This window comes from Streptomyces sp. NBC_00377 (genome assembly GCF_036075115.1).
GTDB lineage: Bacteria > Actinomycetota > Actinomycetes > Streptomycetales > Streptomycetaceae > Streptomyces.
Genome location: NZ_CP107958.1, coordinates 4,077,120 through 4,095,813 on the forward strand (window position 1 = coordinate 4,077,120; position 18,694 = coordinate 4,095,813).

16 protein-coding genes are annotated in these 18,694 nt (G+C 72.3%); 8 read left to right on the forward strand and 8 right to left on the reverse strand.

What is annotated here, in order from left to right; genetic code table 11:
* Positions 1-50: 50 nt before the first annotated feature.
* The gene (locus OHS71_RS18335; RefSeq protein WP_328480449.1) at positions 51-584 is read right to left on the reverse strand and encodes an EamA/RhaT family transporter; all 534 of its coding nucleotides are present in this window, start codon (positions 582-584) and stop codon (positions 51-53) included.
* 329 nt (positions 585-913) lie between these two features.
* Complete coding sequence (locus OHS71_RS18340; RefSeq protein ID WP_328480450.1) at positions 914-1,234, reverse strand: SH3 domain-containing protein; 321 nt, start codon at positions 1,232-1,234, stop codon at positions 914-916.
* Positions 1,235-1,415: 181 nt separating this feature from the next.
* Between OHS71_RS18340 and OHS71_RS18345 the strand changes: the two genes are divergently transcribed.
* The gene (locus OHS71_RS18345; RefSeq protein WP_328480451.1) at positions 1,416-3,590 is read left to right on the forward strand and encodes a serine/threonine-protein kinase; all 2,175 of its coding nucleotides are present in this window, start codon (positions 1,416-1,418) and stop codon (positions 3,588-3,590) included.
* A gap of 132 nt (positions 3,591-3,722) precedes the next feature.
* Here the strand turns inward: OHS71_RS18345 and ilvD are convergent, their stop codons facing one another.
* The 4 genes from ilvD to OHS71_RS18365 form a co-directional block, all read right to left on the reverse strand.
* Positions 3,723-5,576, reverse strand: coding sequence for a dihydroxy-acid dehydratase (gene ilvD, locus OHS71_RS18350; protein ID WP_328480452.1), 1,854 nt, complete (start codon positions 5,574-5,576; stop codon positions 3,723-3,725).
* Positions 5,577-5,708: 132 nt separating this feature from the next.
* Complete coding sequence (locus tag OHS71_RS18355; RefSeq protein WP_328480453.1) at positions 5,709-6,314, reverse strand: TetR/AcrR family transcriptional regulator; 606 nt, start codon at positions 6,312-6,314, stop codon at positions 5,709-5,711.
* Entirely contained in the window at positions 6,311-7,171 is an 861-nt protein-coding gene (locus OHS71_RS18360; RefSeq protein WP_328480454.1) for a sugar phosphate isomerase/epimerase family protein, read from the reverse strand. The genes OHS71_RS18355 and OHS71_RS18360 overlap by 4 nt, the downstream gene beginning before the upstream one ends.
* Before the next feature lie 147 nt (positions 7,172-7,318).
* Positions 7,319-8,251, reverse strand: coding sequence for a Ppx/GppA phosphatase family protein (locus OHS71_RS18365; protein WP_328480455.1), 933 nt, complete (start codon positions 8,249-8,251; stop codon positions 7,319-7,321).
* A 166-nt stretch (positions 8,252-8,417) separates the two neighbouring features.
* Between OHS71_RS18365 and OHS71_RS18370 the strand changes: the two genes are divergently transcribed.
* Positions 8,418-9,302 carry a hypothetical protein gene (locus OHS71_RS18370; RefSeq protein WP_443046974.1) on the forward strand — a complete coding sequence of 295 codons (885 nt, stop codon included), beginning with the start codon at positions 8,418-8,420 and terminating at the stop codon, positions 9,300-9,302.
* Positions 9,303-9,354: 52 nt separating this feature from the next.
* On the opposite strand, the gene OHS71_RS18375 is transcribed toward OHS71_RS18370, so the two are convergent.
* Entirely contained in the window at positions 9,355-11,106 is a 1,752-nt protein-coding gene (locus tag OHS71_RS18375; protein ID WP_328480456.1) for a BACON domain-containing protein, read from the reverse strand.
* A gap of 276 nt (positions 11,107-11,382) precedes the next feature.
* Between OHS71_RS18375 and radA the strand changes: the two genes are divergently transcribed.
* Both radA and disA read left to right on the forward strand, forming a co-directional pair.
* On the forward strand, positions 11,383-12,792 hold the full coding sequence (gene radA, locus OHS71_RS18380) for a DNA repair protein RadA (RefSeq protein WP_328480457.1): 1,410 nt from the start codon (positions 11,383-11,385) through the stop codon (positions 12,790-12,792).
* Between the two features lie 80 nt (positions 12,793-12,872).
* Positions 12,873-13,997 carry a DNA integrity scanning diadenylate cyclase DisA gene (disA, locus tag OHS71_RS18385; protein WP_328480458.1) on the forward strand — a complete coding sequence of 375 codons (1,125 nt, stop codon included), beginning with the start codon at positions 12,873-12,875 and terminating at the stop codon, positions 13,995-13,997.
* A gap of 170 nt (positions 13,998-14,167) precedes the next feature.
* On the opposite strand, the gene OHS71_RS18390 is transcribed toward disA, so the two are convergent.
* Entirely contained in the window at positions 14,168-15,034 is an 867-nt protein-coding gene (locus tag OHS71_RS18390) for a hypothetical protein (RefSeq protein ID WP_328480459.1), read from the reverse strand.
* A 261-nt stretch (positions 15,035-15,295) separates the two neighbouring features.
* Here OHS71_RS18390 and OHS71_RS18395 point away from each other — a divergent pair, with 261 nt between their 5' ends.
* From OHS71_RS18395 to cseB, 4 genes are all read left to right on the forward strand, one after another.
* Positions 15,296-16,228 (forward strand): A/G-specific adenine glycosylase, encoded by a 933-nt coding sequence (locus OHS71_RS18395; RefSeq protein ID WP_328480460.1) that lies wholly within the window; start codon positions 15,296-15,298, stop codon positions 16,226-16,228.
* Between the two features lie 300 nt (positions 16,229-16,528).
* Positions 16,529-17,071, forward strand: coding sequence for a SigE family RNA polymerase sigma factor (locus tag OHS71_RS18400; RefSeq protein ID WP_190149519.1), 543 nt, complete (start codon positions 16,529-16,531; stop codon positions 17,069-17,071).
* On the forward strand, positions 17,056-17,715 hold the full coding sequence (locus OHS71_RS18405; RefSeq protein WP_328480461.1) for a hypothetical protein: 660 nt from the start codon (positions 17,056-17,058) through the stop codon (positions 17,713-17,715). Before OHS71_RS18400 ends, OHS71_RS18405 begins: the two co-directional genes overlap by 16 nt.
* Before the next feature lie 272 nt (positions 17,716-17,987).
* Positions 17,988-18,689 (forward strand): two-component system response regulator CseB, encoded by a 702-nt coding sequence (cseB, locus tag OHS71_RS18410; RefSeq protein ID WP_328480462.1) that lies wholly within the window; start codon positions 17,988-17,990, stop codon positions 18,687-18,689.
* Positions 18,690-18,694: the final 5 nt, after the last annotated feature.

The following is an 18,694-nucleotide window of genomic DNA, read 5'->3' on the forward strand; positions in this document are numbered from 1 at the left end:
GCCGGCCGGTTCTGGAGAGGCGGTCGCCGGGAGGCCTTGCGAGGAGGGCGTCAGCCGCGGCGGCGCTTCTTCGACGGGTTGCCCGTGCGGCGGTTCGAGCGGCGTTCGTGCTGGTGGCGGGCCTCGTCGTGCTCCGCGCGGTGGAGTTTCTCGCCGGGTGCTTCGATGAGGGTGCGGAAGAAGTAGGCGAGCAGCGAGCCGACGAAGCCGACGGCCAGCAAGCCGCGCAGTGAGGCCTGGCGGTCGGGGTCGGGACGCTTGGCGAAGCCCTCCCAGGTGTGACGGAAGGCGAGGGCGGTGCAGACCGCGAACATCACGACGACCAGGAGGGTCACGAAGCTGCCGAGACCGGCGATCGCGATGCCCTGGTAGGCGAAGCGCAGCACGAGGCAGGAGCCGGCGACGGCGGCGAGGGAGCCGATGGCCGCGGCGACGCGGCGGACGGCGTAGCCACGGAGGCCGGGGTCGTGGTTCACCCAGGTGGTGCCGAAGAGGCGGAGAGGTTCGGGACGGGGCCCGGCGCTGCCGGGGTCTTCCGCTGCCCGGCCCGAGGAGGTGTCCGAGGTGCCGCTTTCGTCGCTCACGGGACGATTATGGCTCCGGGTGGAGGCGGACCCACGGGTGGGTCGCCCGGCCGAGGCCGAACCCGGTTCGGGACCATGGACCTGGTCTCGTGCCGCCCGGTCGACCCGGACACGGCCCGAGCCGCAGCCGAACCCGAGCGGCCCGCGCCCGGCCCACCGGATCCGAACCGGGGTGGGCCCCGGCGGCGCGGGCCGAACCCGAATCGGCCCCCGCCGAACTCGGATCCGGGCCCGGCCGGGGCTCTCCCCGGGACCCTGGCCGCACCCCGGCTCCTGGCCGGGGTGCGGCCGGGAGCCGGGCCCCGGCCGCACCCCGCAGTTCCGGCGGCTCAGGCGCAGTGGGCGGCGACGTAGCCGTCGCTGCCTGTCCGTACGTAGGCGTCCGAGACGAACTGGCCGCCGGCAATGTTGTCCCAGATGTTCGTGGTGCCGTACGGGCCGGACACCGAGGTGCCCGGGGTCTGGCAGAAGATCGGGACCTTCACGCCCTCGGCCAGGACCTTGACGACCGGATAGCCCGTACCGGGGCCGCTGCGGACGTTCAGCCGGACCCCCGGGGCGACCGGGTAGTAGGTGAGGGCCGCCACGGCCGTCGTGACGGCCTCCGCCGCTCCCCCGCTCGCGACCTCTTCCACACGGTCAACAGACATGAAAAACCTCCCCCGTCGAACCCCATGCATGCCATGGGGCCACGTTGATTCCCCGAAATCACACGATGAAACACATGTTCTTGATTCGCACAGGGAGGCTGGCAAGCCGCCTCGGTCCGGGCCGAGTCATCGACTAGGCTCCGTGCGTCGCGCGCGCGGTTGAACAGCACGGGGGTGGTCCATGGCGCCACAGCGCAACACCGGAGCGGGCGCGGAAGCGGAACTTCCCGAGTACGCCGGTCATTACCGCCTGGACGAGCGTCTGGGCTCCGGTGGCATGGGCGTGGTGCACCTGGCCCGGAGTACGTCCGGGATGAAGGTGGCGGTGAAGGTCGTACACGCCCAGTTCGCCAGGGACGCCGAGTTCAGGGGCCGTTTCCGGCAGGAGGTGGCTGCCGCCCGGCGGGTCAGCGGGGCGTTCACCGCTCCGGTCGTCGACGCCGATCCGGAGGCCGAACGGCCGTGGATGGCAACCCTGTTCATTCCCGGTCCGACGCTCGCCGAGCAGGTGAAGCGGAACGGGCCCATGCGCTCGGGCGAGTTGCGGCGGCTGATGGCCGGGCTCGCGGAGGCGTTGCGGGACATCCACCGGGTCGGGGTGGTGCACCGGGATCTGAAGCCGAGCAACGTGCTGCTCGCCGAGGACGGGCCGAAGGTCATCGACTTCGGTATCTCCCGGCCGAAGGACAGCGAACTGCGCACCGAGACAGGCAAGTTGATCGGCACGCCGCCGTTCATGGCGCCGGAGCAGTTCCGGCGGCCGCGTGAGGTGGGGCCGGCCGCCGACATCTTCGCGCTCGGGTCGGTCATGGTGCACGCGGCGACGGGACGCGGGCCGTTCGACTCCGACAGCCCGTACGTCGTCGCGTATCAGGTCGTGCACGACGAGCCGGATCTGACCGGCGTGCCGGGTAACCTCGCGCCGCTGGTGGTGCGTTGTCTCGCCAAGGAGCCGGAGGACCGTCCCACGCCGGACGAGTTGATGCGGGAGCTGCGGTCGGTGGCGGCCTCGTACGACACGCAGGCGTTCATACCGTCGCAGCGGGTGCTGGAGGAGACCGAGGAGGCAGCGGCAGAGGAGGCAGGGGCCGCGCCTGCCGGGTCCGGGCCCGTGCCGGAACCGGTGGGGGCGACGTCCGGGGGCAGGCGTCGACGGACGGCTCTCGCGGCTGCCGCGCTGGTCGTCGCCCTCTCGGGCGGCGCGGTTCTCGCCACGCAGATGCCCGGTGAGGACGGCACGGGCAAGGACGCGCGGGGTACGGCGGGCGGCTCGCACTCCGCGTCGTTCGCCTTCTCCCCCTGGAGCACGCGACCGGCGACGAGCGCCACCGGCGCCACCGCGGGCACGGGCACGGGCGGGATGCCGCAGTGTGTCTACGACGCGCGTCGGCTGATCTGCGTCCAGTCCGGGCTCGTCTCGGCGCTGGACGCGTCGGACGGGCGGGTGCTGTGGCGGCACGTCCTCGCCGACGACGACGGACCGAGCCAGGCGCCGGTGCTCTCGGGCGGGCTGGCCCAGGTGATCACGCACTCGGGCAAGCGGCTGGAGGCGCTCGACCCGGCGTCGGGCGCCACCCGTTGGCAGCAGGACCTGTCGCACTACCCGGGGGTCCGCAGCGTCGGCGGCACCGTGCTGCTCACCGCGGCCGACGGCACGGTGACCGGTGTGGACGCCGCGACGGGCGCGCCGGTGTGGAAACGGCGCATTCCCGGGCTGAGCGAGCCGTACTTCATGGCGTTCCCCGACGACCCGCTGGCGTACGTCGCGAGCACGTCGGACAACGGGCGCACCCGGATCACCGCCGTGGATCCCGCGACCGGGAAGGTGCGGTGGGACGAACGGCTCAGCGGCACGCTGACGCTCGTGGGCACCACGGACGGCAGCCTCGTCCTGCTGTCGTCCCGGGGCGGCGAGTACGGCACGGTCGACGCCGTGGTCCGGTATTACCCGCGGGACAAGGTGTCGTTGCGGGTGAGGCTGGGCGTCGCGCTCCAGGAGGCGCGGGCCACCGTGCAGGGCGACCGGGTCTATCTGCTGGCCTTCGACGGATCACTCGTGGCCGTCGACACGGTCATGGGCAAGCAGGTGTGGTCCCTCCAGACGGCGGTGAGCCGCGGTTCGAGACCGGCCGCGGACGGCGAGCACGTCTACTTCAGCGCCGCCGACGGCCGTCTCCTCGCCGTGGACGCCGACAAGGGCAGGCTCGTCGGGCAGACGGCGCTGCGGCTCGGGGCCCGTTCGGACGAGGTGGTGGCCTCGCTGCCCGCGCCCGAGGCGGTCGACGGCCGTGTCTACGCCGGCGCTCCCGACGGAACCGTCTTCGCGGTGGACGGGCACGACCCCGCGGACTGGTGAGCGCGGGCCACCGGACCCGGACCGGGGGGACGCGGGCCGGGGCGGGGAGCGGGCCGGGGCGGGGAGCGCCGAGGGCCGCCTCCGGACGGAGACGGCCCTCACCACAGCGCTTGCCCGACTTGCCCGGTGGGGTCAGCCCAGCTTCGACACGTCCCGCACCGCGCCCTTGTCGGCGCTCGTCGCCATCGCGGCGTAGGCGCGCAGCGCGGCGGACACCTTGCGCTCGCGGTTCTTCGGGGCGTACACGCCCGCGAGGGCCGCCTCGCGCCGGGCCAGTTCGGCGTCGTCGACGAGGAGTTCGATCGTGCGGTTCGGGATGTCGATGCGGATGCGGTCGCCGTCCTCGACGAGGGCGATGGTGCCGCCGGAGGCCGCCTCGGGGGAGGCATGGCCGATCGACAGGCCCGAGGTGCCGCCGGAGAAGCGGCCGTCGGTGATCAGGGCGCAGGTCTTGCCGAGACCGCGGCCCTTGAGGAAGGACGTCGGGTAGAGCATCTCCTGCATGCCCGGGCCGCCCTTGGGGCCCTCGTAGCGGATGACGACGACGTCGCCGTGCGTCACCTGCTTGTTGAGGATCTTCTCGACGGCCTCTTCCTGCGACTCGCAGACGACGGCCGGGCCCTCGAAGGTCCAGATCGACTCGTCGACGCCGGCCGTCTTGACCACGCAGCCGTCGACGGCGAGGTTGCCGCGCAGCACGGCGAGGCCGCCGTCCTTGCTGTACGCGTGCTCGGCGGAGCGGATGCAGCCGCCCTCGGCGTCCTCGTCCAGCGCCTCCCAGCGCTCGGACTGGGAGAACGCCTCGGCGGAGCGGACGCAGCCGGGGGCCGCGTGCCACAGTTCCAGGGCCTCGGGGGACGGCGAGCCGGCACGGACGTCCCACGTCTTCAGCCAGTCCGCCAGGGACGGGCTGTGGACCGAGTGCACGTCCTCGTTGAGCAGGCCCGCGCGGTGCAGCTCGCCCAGCAGGGCGGGGATGCCGCCGGCGCGGTGCACGTCCTCCATGTAGTACGTGCGGTCCTTCGCCACGTTCGGCGCGACCTTCGCCAGGCACGGAACGCGGCGGGAGACCGCGTTGATCTCCTCCAGGCCGAACGGGACGCCCGCCTCCTGGGCGGCGGCGAGGAGGTGCAGGATCGTGTTGGTCGAGCCGCCCATCGCGATGTCGAGGGCCATCGCGTTCTCGAAGGCCGCGATGGTGGCGATGTTGCGGGGCAGGACCGTCTCGTCGTCCTGCTCGTAGTAGCGGCGGGTGATCTCCATCACCGTGCGGCCCGCGTCCTCGTACAGCGCCCTGCGGGCCGTGTGGGTGGCCAGGACCGAGCCGTTGCCGGGGAGGGAGAGGCCGATGGCCTCGGTCAGGCAGTTCATCGAGTTGGCGGTGAACATGCCGGAACAGCTGCCGCAGGTCGGACAGGCGTTCTCCTCGATACGGAGGATGTCCTCGTCCGAGATCTTGTCGTTGACGGCGTCGGAGATCGCGTCGACCAGGTCGAGCGTGCGGACGGTGCCGTCGACGAGCGTGGCGCGGCCGGACTCCATCGGGCCGCCGGAGACGAAGACCGTGGGGATGTTCAGGCGCAGGGCCGCGTTCAGCATGCCCGGGGTGATCTTGTCGCAGTTGGAGATGCAGATCAGGGCGTCGGCACAGTGCGCCTCCACCATGTACTCCACGCTGTCGGCGATCAGGTCGCGGGAGGGCAGGCTGTAGAGCATGCCGCCGTGGCCCATCGCGATGCCGTCGTCGACGGCGATCGTGTTGAACTCGCGCGGGATTCCGCCGGCCGCGGTGATCGCCTCGCTGACGATCCGGCCGACCGGCTGGAGGTGGGTGTGTCCGGGCACGAACTCGGTGAAGCTGTTCGCCACCGCGATGATCGGCTTCCGGCCGATGTCCGCACCCGGTACACCGGAGGCGCGCATAAGGGCGCGGGCGCCCGCCATATTGCGACCGTGGGTGACTGTGCGGGACCTCAGCTCGGGCATCGTCGCTCGCTCCTTCAGACAGGTAGGGCTGCTATTGAGCGTACGCCGGTCATCCAGGGGGCGGGACGAGGTGTCCGGAATGCGGGACGGATGTCTCGGCGGACCCGCCCGGTCACGGCCGGGACGGATGCCTTACGGCCGGGTCAGGTGTCCCTGGACGACCGGCGCCACGCGCGCGATGATCAGCTCCAGGTCCGCCGAGGCCAGCGGCTCCACCTTGATCACGTACCGCAGCATCGCGCACCCCACCAGCTGCGCCGCCGCCAGCTCGGCGCGCAGCTCGGCGTCGGGCAGGTCGAGCCGCACGGCGATGCGCCGCAGCAGCTGCGAGGCGACCAGGCGGCGGAAGACGGCGGCCGCGGTGTCGTTGTTCACCGCGGAGCGCACGATCGCCAGCAGCGGCTTGCGGGTGGTGGGGTTCTCCCAGACGCCGAGGACGAAGCGGGCGAGCCGCTCGCCGACCTGGTCCAGCGGCCCGTCCGCGACCGCCTCCGGCGCGTTGAGCGCGGGGGCGAAGGCGACCTCGATGGCCGCCTCGAAGACCTGCTCCTTGGTCCCGAAGTAGTGGTGCACCAGCGCCGCGTCCACGCCGGCCGCCTTCGCGATGCCGCGTACGGACGTCTTCTCGTAGCCCCGCTCGGAGAACTCCTCGCGGGCGGCCGCCAGGATGCGGTCGCGGGTGTCCGCCGACTCCGTACGAGGGGGACGGCCGCGCTTGCGGGCGGTGACGCCGGTCATCGGCGCGGCACCTTCGCCGCGGAGGACGGGGGCGGCGACGCCGACGGTGACGAGGCGGAGGCCAGGTGCAGACGCGTGAAGGCCAGGGCCTCGGCCAGGTCGGCCTCGCGTTCGGCGCCGGACATCGCGCGCCGCGTGTTGACCTCGATGACGACATGCCCGTCGAAGCCGGTCAGCGCGAGCCGTTCCAGCAGCTCGGCGCAGGGCTGGGCGCCGCGGCCGGGGACCAGGTGCTCGTCCTTCGCCGAACCGTTTCCGTCGGCGAGGTGGACGTGGCCCAGGCGGTCGCCCATGCGGTCGATCATCTGCATGGCGTCCGCCCGGGCCGTCGAGGCATGGCTGAGGTCGATCGTGAAGTGCCGGTAGTCGTCCTTGGTGACGTCCCAGTCCGGCGCGTACGCGAGCATCTCGCGGTCGCGGTAGCGCCACGGGTACATGTTCTCGACGGCGAACCGTACGTCCGTCTCGTCCGCCATCCGCCAGATCCCCGTGACGAAGTCCCGCGCGTACTGGCGCTGCCAGCGGAACGGCGGGTGCACGACGACCGCGCTCGCGCCGAGCTTCTCCGCCGCCGCGCGGGCCCGCTGGAGCTTGGTCCACGGGTCGGTCGACCACACCCGCTGGGTGATGAGCAGGCAGGGGGCGTGGACGGCGAGGATCGGGATGCGGTGGTAGTCGCTGAGTCTGCGCAGCGCGTCTATGTCCTGGCTGACGGGGTCGTTCCAGACCATGACCTCGACGCCGTCGTACCCGAGGCGCGCGGCGATCTCGAAGGCCGTCGCCGTCGACTCCGGGTAGACCGAGGCAGTCGACAGGGCGACCTTCGCATCCGGGATCCGCACGACTGGCTCTGCCATGGGGGACAGGTTACGGGGTGCGGTCGGTCGGATGCGGGGCTCCCGGGCGCCGTTGTGGTGTTCGCCACGGACCGGCGCGTCCGGCGGGGCCGCTCGCGCCCTCGACGGCGGAGCGGCCCCGGTCACGGCGCGTGCCCCGCGGGCTCGTCACGCCGACGCCATGTGATCGAGTTTGCGCAGGATGACGCCCTCCCTGAGCGCCCAGGGGCAGACCTCGAGGCTCTCCACGCCGAAGAGGTCCATCGCTCCCTCGGCCACCAGCGCGCCCGCGAGGAGCTGGTTGGCCCGGCCCTCGGAGACTCCCGGAAGGGCCGCCCGCTGGGCGGTCGTCATGCCCGCCAGGCGGGGCACCCAGGCTTCCAGGGACTCGCGCTTGAGCTGCCGCGGGGCGTACGGGCCCTCGACGGAACGGACGGCGCCGGCGATACGGGCGAGCTGCTTGAACGTCTTCGACGTGGCGACGACGTGGTCGGGGGCGCCGAAGCGCTTGAACTCCCCGACCGTGCGGGCGATCTGCGCGCGGGCGTGGCGGCGCAGGGCCCGTATGTCCTCGGGGTCGGGCGGGTCGCCGGGCAGCCAGCCCGCGGTGAGCCGGCCGGCGCCGAGCGGCAGCGAGACGGCCGCGTCGGGCTCCTCGTCGATGCCGTAGGCGATCTCCAGGGAGCCGCCGCCGATGTCCAGGACCAGCAGCTTTCCTGCGGACCAGCCGAACCAGCGGCGCGCGGCGAGAAACGTGAGCCGGGCCTCCTCGGCGCCGGTGAGGACCTGGAGTTCCACGCCGGTCTCGGCCTGCACGCGCGCGAGGACGTCGTCGGCGTTGCTGGCCTCGCGTACGGCGGAGGTCGCGAACGGCAGCAGGTCCTCGACGCCCTTGTCCTCGGCGGCCTGGAGCGCCTCCTTGACCACGGTGATCAGTTTGTCGACGCCCTCGGGGCCGATCGCCCCGTCCTCGTCTAGGAGTTGGGCAAGGCGCAGCTCCACCTTGTGCGAGTGCGCGGGAAGGGGGCACGCGCCCGGGTGTGCGTCCACCACCAGCAGATGCACCGTGTTCGATCCCACGTCGAGGACACCGAGTCTCATGCAGGGAACGCTACTGCCCGCGGGGCGATCCAGGTTGTGCGGGGCGAAGCCCCACGTCGAGCGGTGGTCGTCGGGCGGTGGTCGTCGGGCGGTGCGTCTCGGCCCGTGGTCGTCGGGCGGGCGGCGGGACGTCCCGAAGAGGCTCCTGGCCACTTACCCTGGACGAGTGCCAAAGACGAACAAGGCGAAGACCGACAAATCCACCGGCGGTCCTTCGCGGGCGAAGCCGGTGACGCCACCGAAGAAGTCGAACAAAGCCCGGGCGGCGGATGTGAAGGCCCTGGCGGCGAAAGCTCTGGCCGCGGACGAGAAGGGCCTGGACTTCGCGCGCGCGTGGGTGGAGTTCCCCGATCCCGCGGACGACGAGCAGGTCTTCCGGTGCGATCTGACCTGGCTGACCTCCCGCTGGAACTGCATCTTCGGCAGTGGCTGCCAGGGCATCCAGCCGGGCCGCGCGGCCGACGGCTGCTGCACGCTGGGCGCCCACTTCTCCGACGAGGACGACGAGAAGCGCGTCGCCGGGCATGTGGCGCGGCTCACGCCGGACATCTGGCAGCACCACGCCGAGGGCACCCGCAACGGCTGGGTCTCCGAGGACGACGAGGGCTCCCGCCAGACGCGCCCGTTCAACGGCTCGTGCATCTTCCAGAACCGCCCCGGCTTCGAGGGCGGTGCGGGCTGCTCGCTGCACATCCTGGCCCTCAAGGAGGGCCGTGAGCCGCTGGAGACCAAGCCGGACGTCTGCTGGCAGCTGCCGGTGCGGCGGACCTATGACTGGATCGACCGGCCCGACGACACGCGCGTGCTCCAGGTGTCCATCGGTGAGTACGACCGCCGCGGCTGGGGCCCTGGCGGCCATGACCTGCACTGGTGGTGCACGTCCGCGACCTCGGCACACGGCGCGGGTGACCCGGTGTACGTCTCCTACCGCCCGGAGCTGACCGAGCTGATGGGCAAGGCCGGCTACGACCGGCTGGTCGAGCTGTGCGAACAGCGCCTCGCCTCACAGCTTCCGCTGGTGGCACCGCACCCGGCGGATCCGGCGGGCTGACGCCCCTGCCCGGCCCGGGTCCCCGGCCCCCGGCCCCCGGCCCCCGGGCCGCCTACGTCGTCGACCGGCTCGGGGGATCGTCGTCGTCGGGTGGCGGGGGCGGGTCCTCCGAGGTGGCCGGGGGCGGGTCCTCGGGGGTGGGTTCCGGGTCGGAGGAGGTCGGCGGGTCGGTCGGGGTGGGAGCCGGGGAGGACGGCGCCGTGGGCGTCGGTTCCGGGCCGGACGGCGGGGTCGGATCGCCGGGGCGCGGGCCATGGCCGTTGCCGGGGTTCGAGGGACCGGGTGCGGTGCCGTGGCCCTCGATGGAGACGACGGCGCCCGCCGGGGCGATCGCCACGCGTGCGTGCCAGTGCCCCGAGGGCTCGCGCAGATGATCGACGTACACCCTGATCGTCACCGACTCGCCGGGCTTCAGGCTGCCCGTGGAACGGCTCAGATACAGCCAGGAGGCGGCCGTGGTGGCCGACCAGCCGACCGGGCCCTCGCCTTCGGCGCCCGCGGTGAGGGTGACGAGGGTGGTGTCACCGCTGTTGGCGGCCGTCACGGAGAGGTGGCCGGTGGCGTTCCTGCCGAGCCCACTCACGCTGACGACCTCCACCGAGACGTCCGGTCCGTCGTTCCTGGTGGAGCCGGTGCCGGGGCGGGTGCTGGCGTTTCCCGCGTTCTCGTAGCCGCCTACCGTCCCGCCGTCGAGGCTGTCGGAGCCGTGCGCCTCGCCGGCGCTGGCGGTGCGGCCCTCCGCCCCCTCCCCCGTCGGTGTGCCGCGGTAGGCCGCCCACAGGGCGAGGACGGGAGCGGCGACAACGGTGGCGACGACGGTCGTCGTGACGGCACGCGCGCGTAGCCGCTCGCGGCGGGCGGCACGGTCCTTGGGGTCCATCGGGAAGCCCCGCCGGTCGTAGCGCGGTGCGGCCGCGCCCCGCACACGGCCGAGGCGGGTCATGGCCACGTGCAGCTCCGCGCGGGGCGCTTGCAGGACGGGCAGCTCGGCGGGGGTGACCCCGGCGCCGGGCCAGCGGCCGGGCACCGCGCGCTCGGCCGCCCGACGGCAGCGCGGGCAGTCGTCGACGTGCCGGACGAGTTCGCGGCGCAGGGCGGTGCTGAGCACGATCCGGTTCTCGCCGGTGAGGCGGGCCACCCCGGGACAACCGCCGGTCTCGACGACCGCGAGCGCCGCGCGCGTGCGCTCGACCTCGCAGGCGGCGGACGCGAGCAGCTCGCGGGCCGCGGCCAGGTCCTTGCCGAGGACCGCGCCGACCTCGTGGACGGCGAGGTGGTGGCGTACGGCGAGCTCGAGCGCCTCGCGCTGCTCCGGGGTGGTGCCTGCGGCCTCCGGCCAGGCGAGCAGGGTGAGTTCCCGCCGTCGCTGCTCCCCGGCCCGGTCTGAGGCGGCCGGGGCTGCCGAGGCGGCGGCGGCACCGGCCGTCGCGGGCTCGGCGCCCGACGTCCGGCGGGCTCCGTTGCGCGCCGCCGCGTGCGTGCCCTGACGTTTCTGCCTGGCCTCGGTGAGCCTGCGCAGACAGGCCCAGCGGGCCAGCGCGTACAGCCAGGCCCGGCGGTCAGCCGCGTCGGGGACGCGCTGGCCACGCCGTTCGGCGAACGCGAGGACGTCGACGAGGGCGGCGGTGGCCGCGTCGTGGTCGCACAGGACGGACAGGCAGTAGGTGAACAGACCGTCCAGGTACGGCTCGTAGAGCGCGGGGGGCCGCTGCGCGAGCGTGCGCGCCGCAGCGCCGTCGCGCGCCTCCCGGTGCGCCCGGTGTGCGCCGGTCGTGCGGGTCGAGGTTTCCGGGCTGCTGGTCATCACCTGTGCGACCGTAGGCGGCACGGAACCAGGTCTTCTTGTCCCTTGAGTCCTTTTAATCCGTATGGGTGAAACGATCCCTCAAAAGGGCAGGACCGAGGGGGGTTGCCTAGCCCGTCCGTGCCGGGACGCGGTTGATCCGCCGGTGCGGCCGGTCCTCTGCCCGGGCGGCGCGGGTCCGCGCGGAACGACGCCGGAGCGCTCGGGACGGGCACCGGCGAGGCCGTTCGTCCACAGGCACGTCCGGCTGTCAGTGGTGGCGGTTACGGTTTCCCCATGGCTGCCCGTACGAAGACCACCAAGGACCGTCCGTCCTACCGCTGCACGGAATGCGGCTGGCAGACGGCCAAGTGGCTCGGCCGCTGCCCCGAGTGCCAGGCATGGGGGACGGTCGAGGAGTACGGCGCGCCCGCGGTCCGTACGACGACGCCGGGGCGCGTCACCACCTCGGCCCTGCCCATCGGCCAGGTCGACGGGCGGCAGGCCACCGCCCGCCCCACCGGTGTGGCCGAGCTGGACCGGGTCCTCGGCGGGGGACTCGTACCCGGGGCGGTCGTGCTCCTGGCGGGCGAGCCGGGCGTGGGCAAGTCGACCCTGCTCCTGGACGTGGCGGCCAAGTCGGCGAGTGACGAACACCGCACGCTCTATGTGACCGGGGAGGAGTCGGCCTCCCAGGTCCGCCTGCGCGCCGACCGCATCGGCGCCATCGACGACCACCTCTACCTGGCCGCCGAGACCGATCTGGCGGCCGTCCTCGGCCACTTGGACGCGGTGAAGCCGTCCCTGCTGATCGTGGACTCCGTACAGACCGTCGCCTCCCCCGAGATCGACGGAGCGCCCGGCGGCATGGCCCAGGTCCGCGAGGTCGCCGGCGCCCTGATCCGCGCCTCCAAGGAACGCGGCATGTCCACGCTTCTGGTGGGCCATGTCACCAAGGACGGCGCGATCGCCGGCCCCCGCCTCCTCGAACACCTCGTGGACGTCGTCCTCAGCTTCGAGGGGGACCGTCACGCGCGGCTGCGCCTGGTGCGGGGCGTCAAGAATCGCTACGGCGCCACCGACGAGGTCGGCTGCTTCGAACTGCACGACGAGGGCATTACGGGCCTTACGGACCCGAGCGGACTTTTCCTGACCCGTCGTGACGAACCGGTCCCGGGCACGTGTCTGACGGTCACCTTGGAGGGCCGCCGCCCGCTGGTCGCCGAAGTGCAGGCCCTCACCGTCGACTCGCAGATCCCCTCGCCCCGCCGTACGACGTCCGGCCTGGAGACCTCCCGCGTCTCGATGATGCTGGCCGTACTGGAGCAGCGCGGACGGATCAGCGCGCTGGGCAAGCGGGACATCTACTCGGCGACAGTGGGCGGGGTGAAGCTCTCGGAGCCCGCCGCGGACCTGGCGATCGCCCTCGCGCTGGCCTCCGCGGCGAGCGACACCCCCCTGCCCAAGAACCTCGTCGCGATCGGCGAGGTGGGCCTCGCGGGCGAGGTCAGACGGGTCACGGGCGTGCAGCGCCGCCTCTCGGAGGCACACCGTCTGGGCTTCACCCACGCGCTCGTGCCGGGCGATCCGGGCAGGGTCCCCGCGGGCATGAAGGTCCTGGAAGTGGCGGACATAGGGGACGCTCTGCGGGTCCTGCCGCGCTCCCGTCGACGAGAGGCCCCCCGGGAGGCGGAGGAGCGCCGGTAGACTTTGCCCTGGTCTCGCCCGTCCGTGCGAAACGAGTGCGCGAAACGGGAACGTCCCAGACCTGTGACCGGAGGAGTGCAGTGGCAGCCAACGACCGGGCGGCAGCTCCCGGAAAGTCCGGTGGGAGTTCCGGTGCCGAGGGCCTGATGCGCGCCGCGCTGAGCGCGGTGGCTCCCGGCACGGCCCTGCGTGACGGACTGGAACGGATCCTCCGCGGCAACACCGGCGGGCTCATCGTGCTGGGCTCCGACAAGACGGTCGAGGCGATGTGTACGGGCGGGTTCGTCCTGAACGTGGAGTTCGCGGCCACGCGCCTGCGCGAGCTGTGCAAGCTCGACGGCGGCATCGTGGTCTCCTCGGACCTGTCGAAGATCCTGCGGGCCGGCGTCCAGCTGGTACCGGACCCCATGATCCCCACGGAGGAGACGGGCACCCGGCACCGCACCGCGGACCGGGTCAGCAAGCAGGTCGGCTTCCCCGTGGTCTCGGTCTCCCAGTCCATGCGGCTGATCGCCCTCTACGTCGACGGGCAGCGCCGCGTCCTGGAGGATTCCGCGGCGATCCTGTCCCGTGCGAACCAGGCACTGGCGACCCTCGAGCGGTACAAGCTCCGCCTGGACGAGGTCGCGGGAACGTTGTCAGCGCTGGAGATCGAGGACCTGGTCACGGTCCGGGACGTCTCCGCGGTGGCCCAGCGCCTGGAGATGGTGCGCCGCATCGCCACCGAAATCGCCGAATACGTGGTCGAACTGGGCACGGACGGCCGTCTGCTCGCCCTTCAGCTCGACGAGTTGATCGCGGGCGTGGAGCCGGAGCGCGAGCTGGTGGTCCGGGACTACGTGCCGGAACCCACGGCGAAGCGGTCCCGCACGGTCGACGAGGCGCTGTACGAGCTGGACGCGCTCAGCCACGCCGAACTGCTCGAACTCTCCACGGTGGCCCGCGCGTTGGGTTACACCGGCTCCCCCGAGGCACTGGACTCGGCGGTCTCGCCCCGCGGCTTCCGGCTGCTGGCGAAGGTGCCGCGCCTGCCGGGTGCCATCATCGACCGGCTCGTCGAGCACTTCGGCGGACTCCAGAAGCTCCTCGCCGCGAGTGTCGACGACCTCCAGACGGTGGACGGCGTGGGCGAGGCAAGGGCCCGCAGCGTCCGCGAGGGCCTGTCAAGGCTGGCCGAGTCGTCGATCCTGGAGCGGTACGTCTAGGACGGTCCAGCCGTCCGCTCCGAACGTGTCGTCCGGGCTGGTCCAGCCGTCCGAGCTGGTCCAGCCGTCCGGTCGGCGTCGTCGTCCGATCCCGTCCCGTCGTCAGACCCCGACCCGTCGTCCGGCCCGGTTCAGTCGCCCGGCTCCGTCCCGTCGTCGTCCGGTCCGGTCTAGTCGTTCTTCAGCACGAACGACGTCTGTGCCTTGGCGAACCCGGGAGCCTTCGCCTGCACCAGGTACGTACCCGCTCCGGCCACCCCCGCCGGGGGCGTCGCGCACTGCGGGGCGCTCGGCTTGCGGTCCCACTTCACGGTGTAGGTGATGCTGTTCCCGGCCGCCACCCGGTACAGCAGACTCCCGGACGTCTTCGGGCAGTCGGCGGACGACCAGTACTCGTCGGCGCCGCCGGTCTGGGTGATCGTCAACACCGCCGACTTCGGCCCGAGATCGACTTTGCAGTCGCTTCCCGAACTGTTCTTCACGGTCAGCCGGAAGGTGGTCGTCTGGTCGGGCGAGTAGGAGTTCTGGACGCTGCGCAGGGTCAACGTGACCGCGCCCGCCGTGCAGTCGGGCAGTGTCGTCCCGGCCGGCAACGTGGTCCCCGTGGCGCCGCCACCGCTGATGACGCCGCTGCCGTCACCGGCGCCGCTGCCACCGGCGTCGCCCCCACCGGCTCCGTCACCGTCTCCGCTGCCGTTGGCACCGTCGTCGTTGCCGCCCGCGCCCGCCGAGTCGCCGTCCGAGCCACCCGTGCCGGCGCCGCCGCCCGAACCCGAGCCGGAACCGCCGCTCGACTCGTCACGTCCGCCGGGGTGTTGACTGATCGCGGGCCCCGATCCGGACGGCCCCGGAGTGATGGAGGACGCGGGATTCTTGCCGCTGCCGCCGTTTGCGCCGTTGTTCCTGCCACCTCCGCCCGAGGTCACCACCCACAGGATCAGCAGGGCCAACAGGGCGAACACGGACAGCAGTACGACCCTCCGACGCCAGTAGATGGAGGAGGGAAGCGGCCCGACCGGATTGCGCAGAGATCCCACGGCGCAAACTGTACGAGAGATCGACGGGTTCGCTGGCCCCACCCGCCGCCGAGAGGACAACTTTTCCGGATCATCATTCCGGAAACCGTGTTCCCTGCACCGGCTTCGGCCCCGCCCGTCCGTCTCTGCTTGCCGATCGCATCGATTGCACCTTTGGCCACGGCCCGGTTCACGCCCGCGTGACGTGCGTCCGCGCCCCCCACTCGGTCGAGTGGCGGTACGCGCGCGTGCCCCGGTGCTCATGGCAGGATCGGAAGGGCTATGACTGCGCCCACGAAGCCCCCGCACCGCGTCCCCGGCCGCTCCGACGCCGACGTCCCCGCAGCGGACCTGCACTCCCTGGTGATCGACTGGTTCGACGAGAACGCCCGCGACCTGCCCTGGCGGCGCCCCGAGGCCGGCGCGTGGGGCGTGATGGTCAGCGAGTTCATGCTCCAGCAGACGCCGGTCAGCCGTGTCCTGCCGGTCTACGAGCAGTGGCTCGCCCGCTGGCCGCGCCCCGCCGACCTGGCCGCGGAGGCCCCGGGCGAGGCGGTACGCGCATGGGGGCGGCTCGGCTACCCGCGCCGCGCCCTGCGGCTGCACGGCGCCGCGGTGGCGATAACGGAACGGCACGGCGGTGACGTGCCCGCGGACCACGCGCAGCTCCTCGTCCTGCCCGGCATCGGCGAGTACACGGCCGCGGCCGTCGCCTCGTTCGCGTACGGACACCGGCACGCCGTCCTGGACACCAACGTCCGCCGCGTCTTCGCGCGCGCCGTCACCGGCGTGCAGTACCCGCCGAACGCCACCACGGCCGCCGAACGCAAACTGGCCCGCTCCCTGCTGCCCGACGACGAGCCGACGGCCGCCCGCTGGGCCGCTGCGTCCATGGAGCTCGGCGCGCTGGTCTGCACGGCGAAGAACGAGACGTGCGTGCGCTGCCCCATCGCGGCGCAGTGCGCCTGGCGGCTCGCGGGCAAGCCGGAGCACGACGGGCCGCCCCGCCGCGGTCAGACGTACGCCGGCACCGACCGGCAGGTCAGGGGCAAGCTGCTCGCCGTCCTGCGGGACGCGCACGCGCCCGTGCCGCAGGCCGCCCTCGACGGGGTGTGGCACGAACCGGTGCAGCGCGCGCGTGCGCTGGACGGCCTCGTCGCGGACGGACTCGTGGAGCCGCTGCCGAGCGGGCTGTACCGCCTGCCGCTGACCTGACGCACGGTCATTTCACAGACATACGGCTCCGTCACAGCCGTCGCCGGGCGTTTGTCACGCTCCAGGGCCGGACAAATCGCCCCATAGGCTATGCGTTGAGCATGCTTCTCTACCCCAAACCTATTTCCGTTACACAACCGACGGACAGCTGAGCGCTAGCCGCAGGCTGCTCCGGACAGCGCCGTGACAACACCTCCGTAGCTTCATTGACGTACCCGCCAGCAACACGACGGATACAGACCACAAGCAGTGAACCGGCGGCGGCAGTCCGCCGGTACGGGGAAGCGGAGGCGGTTGACCATGGCACAGGGCGAGGTGCTCGAGTTCGAGGAATACGTCCGTACGCGGCAGGACGCGCTCCTGCGCAGCGCCCGGCGCCTGGTCCCGGACCCGGTCGACGCGCAGGACCTCCTCCAGACCGCGCTGGCACGGACGTACGGCCGCTGGGACGGCATCGCGGACAAGCGGTTGGCCGACGCCTACCTGCGCCGGGTCATGATCAACACGCGTACCGAGTGGTGGCGGGCCCGCAAACTCGAGGAAGTCCCGACCGAGCAGCTCCCGGACGCCTGCGTGGACGACTCCACCGAGCAGCACGCGGACCGTGCCCTGCTGATGGACGCGATGAAGGTTCTCGCTCCCAAGCAGCGCAGCGTCGTGGTGCTGCGACACTGGGAGCAGATGTCCACGGAGGAGACGGCCGCCGCCCTCGGCATGTCGGCCGGTACGGTGAAGAGCACGCTGCACCGGGCGCTCGCCCGGCTCCGCGAGGAGCTGGAGGCCCGCGATCTGGACGCACGCGCGCTGGAGCGTGAGGAGCGGGAGCGTTGCGTGGCGGCCTGACCGAGGCCGGGCCCTCACCGGCCCGAAGCACCATCCAGGCGGCGATCACGGCGATGTCCGTGCTCGCCGCCCTCGCCCTTTTCGTCTCCGCGTGCGGCACCGGCGGCACCGGCGCCCGTGACGAGGGGCCGGCCCACACCGACACGGTGGCGGGCGCCACGGCCTCCCCCTCGTCCGCCTCCACCGATCCGCCCGACCGGACGGACGCGATCCGGCTGATCAAGGACGACCCCGAGGTCTCCGCCGAGGTCAAGCGCGAGTTGCAGCCCTGTGTGGGGGACGAGTACCCGGTCGACGTCTCGTACGGCGACCTCACCGGCGGCTCCGGCAACGACATCATCGTCAATGTGCTCACCTGCGGTGACTCCGTCGGTATGGGCTCCTACGTGTACCGCAAGGACGACGGCGGCTACGCGAACGTGTTCAAGGCCGAGGAACCGCCCGTCTATGCGGAGATGGACCGGGGCGACCTGGTGGTGACCAAGCAGGTGTACGAGAAGGGCGACGCGGTGTCCGACCCGTCCGGTGAGAACGTGATCACGTACCGCTGGGCCTCGGGCCGCTTCGTGAAGGAGTACAGCTGGCACAACGACTACAGCAGCGTGGTCGGTACGGAACCGACGGTGCCGCCGCAGACCGGCTGACCTGCCCGGAAGCGGCGGGCCGAAAAAACTTTCCGGCGGGGTGAACCGATCGGGCCTCTCGTTCCGATCATTGGATGGACGGGCAGGGACGGAGCGCACAGGGAGCACACAGAGAACGCGTGGGAAGTGAACGCTCCGCGCGCTCCGCGCGTCCAAGCAAGGGGCATCGTGGACAGCTCACCGACAGGACGCGGTCACGAGCCCGACGGCCCGACGTCCCACACACCCACGGGACGCCCACATGAACGCAAACGAGAACTGAGAGCACCGGGATGGCAGACCAGACCCACGTCCTGTTCGTCGAGGACGACGACGTCATCCGCGAGGCCACCCAGCTCGCCCTCGAGCGGGACGGCTTCGTGGTGACCGCGATGCCCGACGGCCTGTCCGGGCTGGAGGCGTTCCGTGCGGACCGCCCCGACATCGCGCTCCTGGACGTCATGGTGCCCGGCCTGGACGGCGTCAGTCTGTGCCGTCGCATCCGGGACGAGTCCACCGTGCCGGTGATCATGCTGTCGGCGCGCGCCGACTCCATCGACGTCGTCCTCGGCCTCGAGGCCGGCGCCGACGACTATGTGACCAAGCCCTTCGACGGCGCCGTGCTGGTGGCCCGGATCCGCGCCGTGCTGCGCCGCTTCGGTCACGCGGGCGGCGGCGACCGCACCGAGCCCGTCGCCTCCACCGCGGGCGGTGTGCTCTCGTTCGGTGACCTGGAGATCGACACCGAGGGCATGGAGGTGCGCCGCTCCGGGCAGCCGGTGGCGCTGACCCCGACCGAGATGCGCCTGCTGCTGGAGTTCTCCTCCGCTCCGGGCACGGTTCTCTCGCGCGACAAACTCCTGGAGCGGGTGTGGGACTACGGCTGGGGCGGCGACACCCGGGTCGTCGACGTCCATGTGCAGCGGCTGCGGACCAAAATCGGCCAGGACCGCATCGAGACGGTCCGCGGCTTCGGCTACAAGTTGAAGGCCTGAGCGGG

What these genes read in the sequence shown, in the direction of transcription:
- OHS71_RS18365 (WP_328480455.1), bottom strand. Translation starts at nt 8,251, where the DNA reads ATGAGACTCGGTGTCCTCGACGTGGGATCGAACACGGTGCATCTGCTG.
- OHS71_RS18340 (WP_328480450.1), bottom strand. Translation starts at nt 1,234, where the DNA reads ATGTCTGTTGACCGTGTGGAAGAGGTCGCGAGCGGGGGAGCGGCGGAG.
- OHS71_RS18375 (WP_328480456.1), bottom strand. Translation starts at nt 11,106, where the DNA reads ATGACCAGCAGCCCGGAAACCTCGACCCGCACGACCGGCGCACACCGG.
- OHS71_RS18345 (WP_328480451.1), top strand. Translation starts at nt 1,416, where the DNA reads ATGGCGCCACAGCGCAACACCGGAGCGGGCGCGGAAGCGGAACTTCCC.
- OHS71_RS18355 (WP_328480453.1), bottom strand. Translation starts at nt 6,314, where the DNA reads ATGACCGGCGTCACCGCCCGCAAGCGCGGCCGTCCCCCTCGTACGGAG.
- OHS71_RS18400 (WP_190149519.1), top strand. Translation starts at nt 16,529, where the DNA reads ATGGCACAGGGCGAGGTGCTCGAGTTCGAGGAATACGTCCGTACGCGG.
- ilvD (WP_328480452.1), bottom strand. Translation starts at nt 5,576, where the DNA reads ATGCCCGAGCTGAGGTCCCGCACAGTCACCCACGGTCGCAATATGGCG.
- cseB (WP_328480462.1), top strand. Translation starts at nt 17,988, where the DNA reads ATGGCAGACCAGACCCACGTCCTGTTCGTCGAGGACGACGACGTCATC.
- radA (WP_328480457.1), top strand. Translation starts at nt 11,383, where the DNA reads ATGGCTGCCCGTACGAAGACCACCAAGGACCGTCCGTCCTACCGCTGC.
- OHS71_RS18360 (WP_328480454.1), bottom strand. Translation starts at nt 7,171, where the DNA reads ATGGCAGAGCCAGTCGTGCGGATCCCGGATGCGAAGGTCGCCCTGTCG.
- OHS71_RS18395 (WP_328480460.1), top strand. Translation starts at nt 15,296, where the DNA reads ATGACTGCGCCCACGAAGCCCCCGCACCGCGTCCCCGGCCGCTCCGAC.